This is a genomic window from Ectobacillus panaciterrae DSM 19096, assembly GCF_000430785.1.
In the GTDB taxonomy this organism is placed as follows: Bacteria; Bacillota; Bacilli; order Bacillales; family Bacillaceae_G; genus Ectobacillus; species Ectobacillus panaciterrae.
The window spans coordinates 99863-107514 of record NZ_AUMR01000015.1; the positions used below are offsets into that span (position 1 = coordinate 99863).

Here is a 7652-nt window from a genome sequence, read left to right on the forward strand (position 1 = left end):
CCCCCTCTCCTCCCCTTAATCTGAACAAGCGTTGGCCACTAAGAACTTTATGAAAATCTTACCAAGTACAATATAGAAATTTACGAATTTATGACTTATAATTATTTCATTACAGGGATTAATTGAATCGTATTTTGATAGCATTGCGATGTCCTGTTTACTCCAATGCTTCGTAAGCGAATGGGACTATTTTCAGGAGGCATCTTCACACTCCTGTTTTATTGCCAATTCCAATTCCTAACTTTCTTTACTCAGTTTGCACTTATCTAAGGCAGGGAGCTCCCCTGTCTTCATTCTTGTTAACATATGCAGCCGAAATGTGCCCACAGCCCAATGCATAAGAGCAAATCTAACCGCAAGTCCTGCTTTCCGCTTTGTTCTGTGTTACTCATTAGAAGGATTAACTCTTGAAGTTTTTCCTTTTTTAATTGTGCCATTTTTAGTTCCTGCTATATCTTTATTTGAAAGCCGACCAGCTACTCAATCAGTCAGAAATTTTTCCTGACTCAGCAAATTGATTATAAAAGGAACCATTAATTAAAGGGAGGATGATTTATTATCCCCCCCCCTCGCCTTTATGCGAATATCGATTACAGTAAATGTTTGTACACCTGATCAAATAAAACATAAAAGAACTCATAACGCAGCTTAAATATTCTGAAAAATCAGATTTTAAAAACGGTATTTAAACTCCGATAAATGGTTTTTAAGGGAGATTAGAAGAAATATTTTAGGAGGGATCTTCGTGACTTTATTCTATATTGGTATGTTTATCAGTTTATGGACAATCGGTATTGTATTACTGGTAAACAACTATAAAAACAAATATACCTGCTGGATGAGCACCTTGCTGATTATAGCGGGCTTTGCCAGCTTCTCTCTTGTGATTAACCAAACCTTCCTCCCTTTTCTGAAGACTCATGGATACGAAAATCTTTTATTCAGCGAATCGATCCGTATTTTAACCATTGTGCTTTGGGGAATCGAATACCATTTTCTCCCCTACCTCTTCTTAATGAGCGGAATAGTTTTCACGGATTACTTGTCACGCAAAATGCAAAATTGGTTATCGTTTATCCTTTTAATACCAATCATTCTGTATATCATCTATTTTGTGCCCATCTATCCGGAGGCAAAATTTGGAGGAATCTTATTTAAAGCTTTATCGGGCATTTATTTTTTGAGTGGTATCCTCTTTTATATCATCAGTTATCTCAGAGAAAACAACTCTGTCTATAAGGGAAATCGATTCAGGACGAATCTGGTAGTGATCGCCATTTCCTTCGTCTATGCCTCGGATTATTACGGCTTAAATTATTTCTTAATCAGTAAAAGCGGCCTGGAAATTTCCAGCAATAATTTATGGCAGCTTAATTTTCTCATTGTTATATGGCTCGTCTTGTTTTTTATTTACTTCGGCCTAAGGTATGGTTTTATGGGTATCAAACTACGTATTGAACAGCAAAAATTGGATTATTCCATGCGGTCGCTCACGCAAGGGACCGCCATTCTTAACCATACACTGAAAAATGAAGTACAAAAGATCAATTACCTAAGTGAGAAAATCGCAGATTCCATCTCCAGGGATTGCAAGGACGAAGCATTACAAGACATTGCCAGCATATTGAATGTTACGGATCATATGCTGAATATGGTCACTAGGATAAAAGAAAAGGCCGATGAAATCATTTTAAATGAACAGCCTCAACAACTTACTAAACTGCTAGAAATACAGCTGGCTTCTCTATCCACAATTTTGCAAGAAAAGAATATCTTACTTCACAAGGATTATCGGATCGATCCAGAGATTATCTGTGATCCAGCCCATATTCAAGAAACTTTCAGCAATATCTGCATGAATGCTATTGAATCGATGGAAGCCGGCAAGGGGCGTTTGGAAATTATCCTGGTTGAATTGAAGAGGGACGTTGTGATCTGGATTAAAGACAATGGCACAGGCATCCCCAAGGAAAACGTGGCTAAAGTGTTCGAACCCTTTTTCACCACTAAAAAAGGACGGCTCCATTATGGATTGGGCCTTAGCTATTGTTACGGTGTGATGCAAAAGCACGGAGGAGGCCTACAAATCTTGAAGAGCGAACCGGGAGAAGGTACTCTTATGGAGCTCCGCTTTCCTAGAAAGCGAGTTTTGCATTGGGTGATAGAAAACGAAGTAAACTCCTCTTCCCGGGGGATGACAGAATTTCACCCTCCCGCAACTTGAGCTATTAACATATACTGAGTTAAGTTGATTCCAACAAGAAATACATGTTACATGAAAGGAGGAAAACCGATGGGAAGTATCATTAAAGTAATGCTGGTTGAAGACGATGAATTTTGGCGGCAGCAACTTTCTTTGGATTTGAACAAAGAAGAAGATATTCAAGTTGTCAAAGCGGCTGCTACTAAACAGGAGGCCCTGGAAGCTTTCCAGACGATGGAGATCGATGTAATTTTAATGGATATTAATTTAACGGAAAATCAGCTGGATGGCTTGGAAGCCACCAGGGATATCTCAATGAATAAAGAGCTGAAAACCAAAGTCATTATGCTCACTTCCCTTACAGATAAAGAAATTATTTTAAAATCCTTTCAAAGCGGTGCCATCAATTATATTACAAAGTCCAATTTCCGGGATATCGTAAAGGCCATCCGGGAGGCTTATGCTGATAAGCCTTCTATTCATTCGGATGCTGCCCCTGTGATGCGGCATGAAATCCAATTGATGCTCCTTACACCGAGCGAAAGGGAAATCTACGAATTGCGGGAAAAAGGATACAATAAAACGCAAATGGCAGAGATGCTTTACAAGTCGGTAAATACCATTAAAACTCAGTTGCGAAGCATCCGGAATAAGTTATTTAAATAACAAATAGGAAGAAAACTAGAAACATAGTATAAGGAAGAACTTATCTTATATAATAATTTAATACTTTTCAATATTAAGGTAGGAGGTCTAACATTGAAACAAGCATATTTTGATGAATTGATACAGATCATACGTCAATCATATTCAGAACAAATTACAAATACACAAACTGTTATGCAAAACTTTATTGATCAGCTTGATCTTCAAAAAGAATCTGAGGATCTTGATTGTTATATATTTGCTTCCGCTTTATCAAAGCAATTTAATTTCGAGCATAACAATAACATCAATCTATACCTGCAGCGTTTTGAAGTTCCGCAAATAGTTCTTTTTAATATGCTTGCGGAGCATTTCCCCCTTGTCTCCATAGCAGGTCAGCTAGCAAATAAAATTCTGGAGCAATTCATAGAATTGCATGATGAGATTTCCATACTGAATATTGGTATTGGGACAGGGCGACAAGAAGTGGATTTGCTAAACCAACTCGAGCTGAACGGAACATTGCCTAAAAAACTGACTTTATTTGCCGTCGAACCGTCCGCCGAAAGTTTATTCCAAGCAAAATCGAATATACAAGCTGCCGCTGCTGAAAAAGGGATTGAACTTGTTTTTCATTCTTTTTGTACGACTGCTGAGGAGCTTACTCCAGAAGATTGGAATTTCATTTCCGAATCCGAATACCCTTTGCTAGTTAATGCAGCTTTTGCTTTACATCATATTCGTGAGTTAGAGGATGGTTTTGATACAAGAAATAGAGTTATACAACATATCCATGATCTAAACCCATTAGCTGTAATCTTATGCGAACCTCACGTCGATCACAACACCTCATCGTTAGGAGAACGCTTTCAGAATTGCTGGCGACATTTCAGAACCGTTTTTAAAATTATAAATCAATCGGAATTAAGCGATAAAGGAAAAAACACACTAAAGCTTTTTTTTGGAAGAGAAATAGAAGATATTCTAGGGAAAACCGAAAATGTCCGTACAGAACGGCACGAAATCGGTGAAAAATGGATAGAACGTTTATCTTTAAGTGGATTTACTCCGGTTAAACCAAATATTCTTCCTGATATACCGCTGCCAAATGGCTTCAGTTTTCGATGGAATAATAGTTATCTTGGACTGGAATATGAAAAAGAGACCCTTGTTTCGGTTTTGGTGCAAAAATAATTCGCCAGAAATATAGACATAGAGATTTCCAGTTAGCTTTCAGATACTTGCTCACTGGAGCTGTTGAAGTGAAGGGAAATCGAGGTGAATGCCGTTTAGGATGATGAAGATGTCAACTAAACAATATTATTGAAATAAGGAGTGAAGAAATATGACACTAAATGGTATTATTCGAGTATTTGGTGTGTTTGCGATTATTGGAGGGCTCCTTCGTGCGTCTATGTCTCCTATTGAATTGATTTTTGGGAGAGATTTCTATCTATCTCTTATTTTAGGCGGCATCATCGGGTCATTGTTACTCGTGCCGGGAGCAGTAGGAGCTTACCTTCTACAAGCAAAAGAAGCCGGGAAGTTCGGGTTTATCACCTTCTTGCTCACGCTCATTGGAACGACATATATTGGATTTCTCGTCTTTATGACGTATGCCTTTCAAGTTCTTGACCCGAAACTTTTAGAAGCGGACGCACCGCCTGCTCCACTGGGTACAATGGCTATGGTCGGAGTCATGGGCTTTATGCTTAGTACACTATTGTATGGCATTGCAACCTTCAGAGCAAATGTTCTTCCAAGGGGGGCGGCTATTATGATTATGTTATTCCCGATTTTAAACATTCTTCCAATTCCGTATTTAAGTGATATAGCCGTTATTTGTTGGGGCGGCAGCTATGTTTGGTTAGGTCTCTACGCAGTCACAAAAACAGGTTCTAACCGCGTATTGCCTGAACAGCCTGCTCATAACCATTCCGTTTAAGCAGTCCTCAAAGATAAGAAAGAAGGCATAGATTTCGCTATGCCTTCTTTCTGCCATTGCAATCAAACTATATGTATTTCAAGACTATTGAAGCAGATTTTACTTCTGTTTCTAATGTCTCTGCTGTCCAGCCGTGTGTCCTTCACCATCAATCGTTTCATGTTCCATCGCTTCTTCGCTAGATTCTACTAGCAGTGTAGGCAGAAACGATGAGACTTCATACATGTCGATATCTTTAACAGAATTTATATAAATAATTAACACGTGGCTTACTTACCAAACCTTTTTATTTTAATTTTTGTCTTCTCATCCATTGTGTTGCGGCCCACTTATTTCCATTTATAACTGGTGCTCCACCATGTAAAGTTAACTCGTTTAAAGTATTATCATTATAGAAATATTCGAAGTACACCGCCATACCCTTTTGTGGAGAGACTGAAAAATTAAGTTTAGGAAAAAAAGTTTCTCCACCATGCTCTACATCATTTAAGTACATGACGAGTGTGCTAATTCTAGGATTACTAACTAATTTATTTGCTGATGAAAAAAAATCAAAATGAGCTTTATACTCTTGACCAATTTTATAATTAAGAACTTGAAGACCTTCTCCATGTTCAACAGGTATATTCATGATATATGATGTTCTTTTTTCAATTCTAGTAACAATGTCATTTTCGCCTTCTTGAAAAAACATACTACTACTTGTTCTGAGTTCATTTGCTTCACGTGCATCTCCAATTTTTGAACGCTGAAGTCTATCTTTTGACAACCTAATTAGCTCATCACATTCTTCACCACTTAAAACATTTCCTAAAATTACTATTAGTGGTTCTTCTAATCTAGCAATTATGTTAATTTCTCTATCTTCTGTTTTAATTTTATTTCCAATGTGATTAAAAATAGTCTGTTCTTTAATAGTTAATTCTTTAGCATCCATTATCAACTTTCATCAACCTTTTCTATTATTTTTAATTTCCAAAATAATCAGACGGATCTGTTGCTGAAAGCACTCATTCATTAAGTTTTATTGGTTCTGTCATCTAGAGGAAAGATAGTAACAACTGTACCTCCTATTAAGTTTTTATTTCCTCCTGCATTTCAAATGATGTCAATGTTTGATTGTCTTACTGATTTCAGTATCAAATTTCACACCTTGCATTGTTGTATTTCTACAATTTTATTATTATATTTTATAAAAAAGAAGAGTTATTTTACTCTCGAATAAACTTTATAGTTTTATCCTTTCATACCCATAGCGACGTAAATATTCAATTACCGTTGCCTCATAATCCTACTTTTGACTGCTATTTCGACTTTCACAAAATTCCCCCATATATGTAAGGAACTCATTAATTGCTTATGTTTTAAATTTTAATTAGAGGATCCGATTGCTGGTTCTTTCTTTATACGCATAAAAATTACATTTTACTTATGATACGCTTCACCGTAGCCTCTCTAACTGCGAATAAAAAAAGAACCTTCAATCCAAAGATAGATCAAAGATTCGGTGTTTTATTTCCAATGATATTCTATTATTTACTCAATTCCTTAGGTAAATTTTTATCTCTGTTTTTTTAATCATTGCCTTTTCAAGCTCTTCATCATAGAAACGATTGTCCATTGATGAAAAATGTTGCTTAAACTTTTTCATTCAATACCTTTGTTTCTACATCGAAAGAATTAACTATAGACTAGCTCTTTTTCGCTTAGACCAAGCGTCTCTGCTGTTGAAGTATGAATTTCGTGCAGAAGCTCTGGATTTTCCATTAGTGACACGCCATAAGAAGGAATCATTTCTTTAATTTTCGGTTCCCACTCTTTCATATGTTCAGGGAAGCATTTTGTTATTACTTCAAGCATGACGTGAACGGCGGTAGAAGCACCCGGAGAAGCGCCGAGCAATGCTGCTATCGAACCATCAGCGGCACTAACAACTTCCGTACCAAATTGAAGCGTTCCTTTGCCAGCCTCAGTATCTTTGATAACTTGCACACGTTGGCCCGCTACTACTAAATCCCAATCCTCGCTTTTGGCGTTCGGGATAAACTCACGTAACTCTTCCATACGCTGTTCTTTCGATAACATAACTTGCTCGATCAGGTATTTTGTCAATGACATGCTTTTTGCACCTGCAGACAACATAGTTAAGAGATTATCCGGTTTTACGGAAGTTACCAAATCAAACATTGAACCGGTTTTTAAAAACTTTGGTGAGAAGCCGGCAAACGGTCCAAATAGCAACGATTTTTTATTGTCGATAAATCGTGTGTCAAGATGCGGAACAGACATTGGAGGAGCACCAACCTTAGCTTTGCCGTATACTTTTGCATGATGCTGCGCTACAACATCCGGATTATTACACACCATAAATATTCCGCTTACCGGGAATCCTCCAATATGTTTTCCTTCAGGAATACCGGATTTTTGCAGTAAATGCAGGCTTCCTCCCCCGCCTCCGATAAAGACGAATTTTGCAGTATGGCGTTCGACAGTACCGCTATCGAGATTCCGCACTTTCAATTCCCACAAGCCGTCACTAGTACGTTTAATATCATTAACACTATGTTTGTAGTTTATATCGACATTTTTACTCTCTAAGTGGTCAAACAACATGCGCGTTAAAGCGCCAAAGTTGACATCAGTTCCAGAGTCGATTTTTGTTGCCGCTATAGGTTCATTCGATGCGCGGCCTTGCATAATAAGCGGAATCCATTCCATCAGTTTTTCCGGATCATCGGAAAATTCCATCCCTTGGAATAGGGGATTGTTTGACAGCGCTTCAAAACGTTTCTTTAAAAACGTTACATTTTGTTCCCCTTGTACCATACTCATATGAGGCAATGGCATGATAAAGTCCTG

At 37.6% G+C, this 7652-nt stretch carries 6 protein-coding genes; 4 read left to right on the forward strand and 2 right to left on the reverse strand.

Going from position 1 to position 7652, the window contains the following annotated elements; genetic code table 11:
• Positions 1-745 precede the first annotated feature (745 nt).
• The 4 genes from H540_RS0106565 to H540_RS0106580 all read left to right on the forward strand — a co-directional run bounded on the left by H540_RS0106565 (position 746) and on the right by H540_RS0106580 (position 4793).
• Positions 746-2224 (forward strand): sensor histidine kinase, encoded by a 1479-nt coding sequence (locus H540_RS0106565; protein ID WP_028399956.1) that lies wholly within the window; start codon positions 746-748, stop codon positions 2222-2224.
• 69 nt (positions 2225-2293) lie between these two features.
• Complete coding sequence (locus tag H540_RS0106570; protein ID WP_034670472.1) at positions 2294-2869, forward strand: response regulator transcription factor; 576 nt, start codon at positions 2294-2296, stop codon at positions 2867-2869.
• A gap of 93 nt (positions 2870-2962) precedes the next feature.
• Positions 2963-4042 (forward strand): GRAS family protein, encoded by a 1080-nt coding sequence (locus tag H540_RS29095; protein ID WP_051317010.1) that lies wholly within the window; start codon positions 2963-2965, stop codon positions 4040-4042.
• 151 nt (positions 4043-4193) lie between these two features.
• The gene (locus tag H540_RS0106580; protein WP_028399958.1) at positions 4194-4793 is read left to right on the forward strand and encodes a hypothetical protein; all 600 of its coding nucleotides are present in this window, start codon (positions 4194-4196) and stop codon (positions 4791-4793) included.
• 286 nt (positions 4794-5079) lie between these two features.
• Here the strand turns inward: H540_RS0106580 and H540_RS0106585 are convergent, their stop codons facing one another.
• On the reverse strand, positions 5080-5730 hold the full coding sequence (locus H540_RS0106585; RefSeq protein WP_155890962.1) for a 2OG-Fe(II) oxygenase: 651 nt from the start codon (positions 5728-5730) through the stop codon (positions 5080-5082).
• A 743-nt stretch (positions 5731-6473) separates the two neighbouring features.
• Positions 6474-7652 (reverse strand): malate dehydrogenase (quinone) (gene mqo / locus H540_RS0106590; RefSeq protein WP_028399960.1); only part of this gene is annotated, 1179 nt, incomplete at its 5' end.

Bases quoted from the DNA above. Each gene is read 5' to 3' on its own strand.
- H540_RS0106570 (WP_034670472.1), top strand. From the start codon at position 2,294: ATGGGAAGTATCATTAAAGTAATGCTGGTTGAAGACGATGAATTTTGG.
- H540_RS0106580 (WP_028399958.1), top strand. From the start codon at position 4,194: ATGACACTAAATGGTATTATTCGAGTATTTGGTGTGTTTGCGATTATT.
- H540_RS0106585 (WP_155890962.1), bottom strand. From the start codon at position 5,730: ATGGATGCTAAAGAATTAACTATTAAAGAACAGACTATTTTTAATCAC.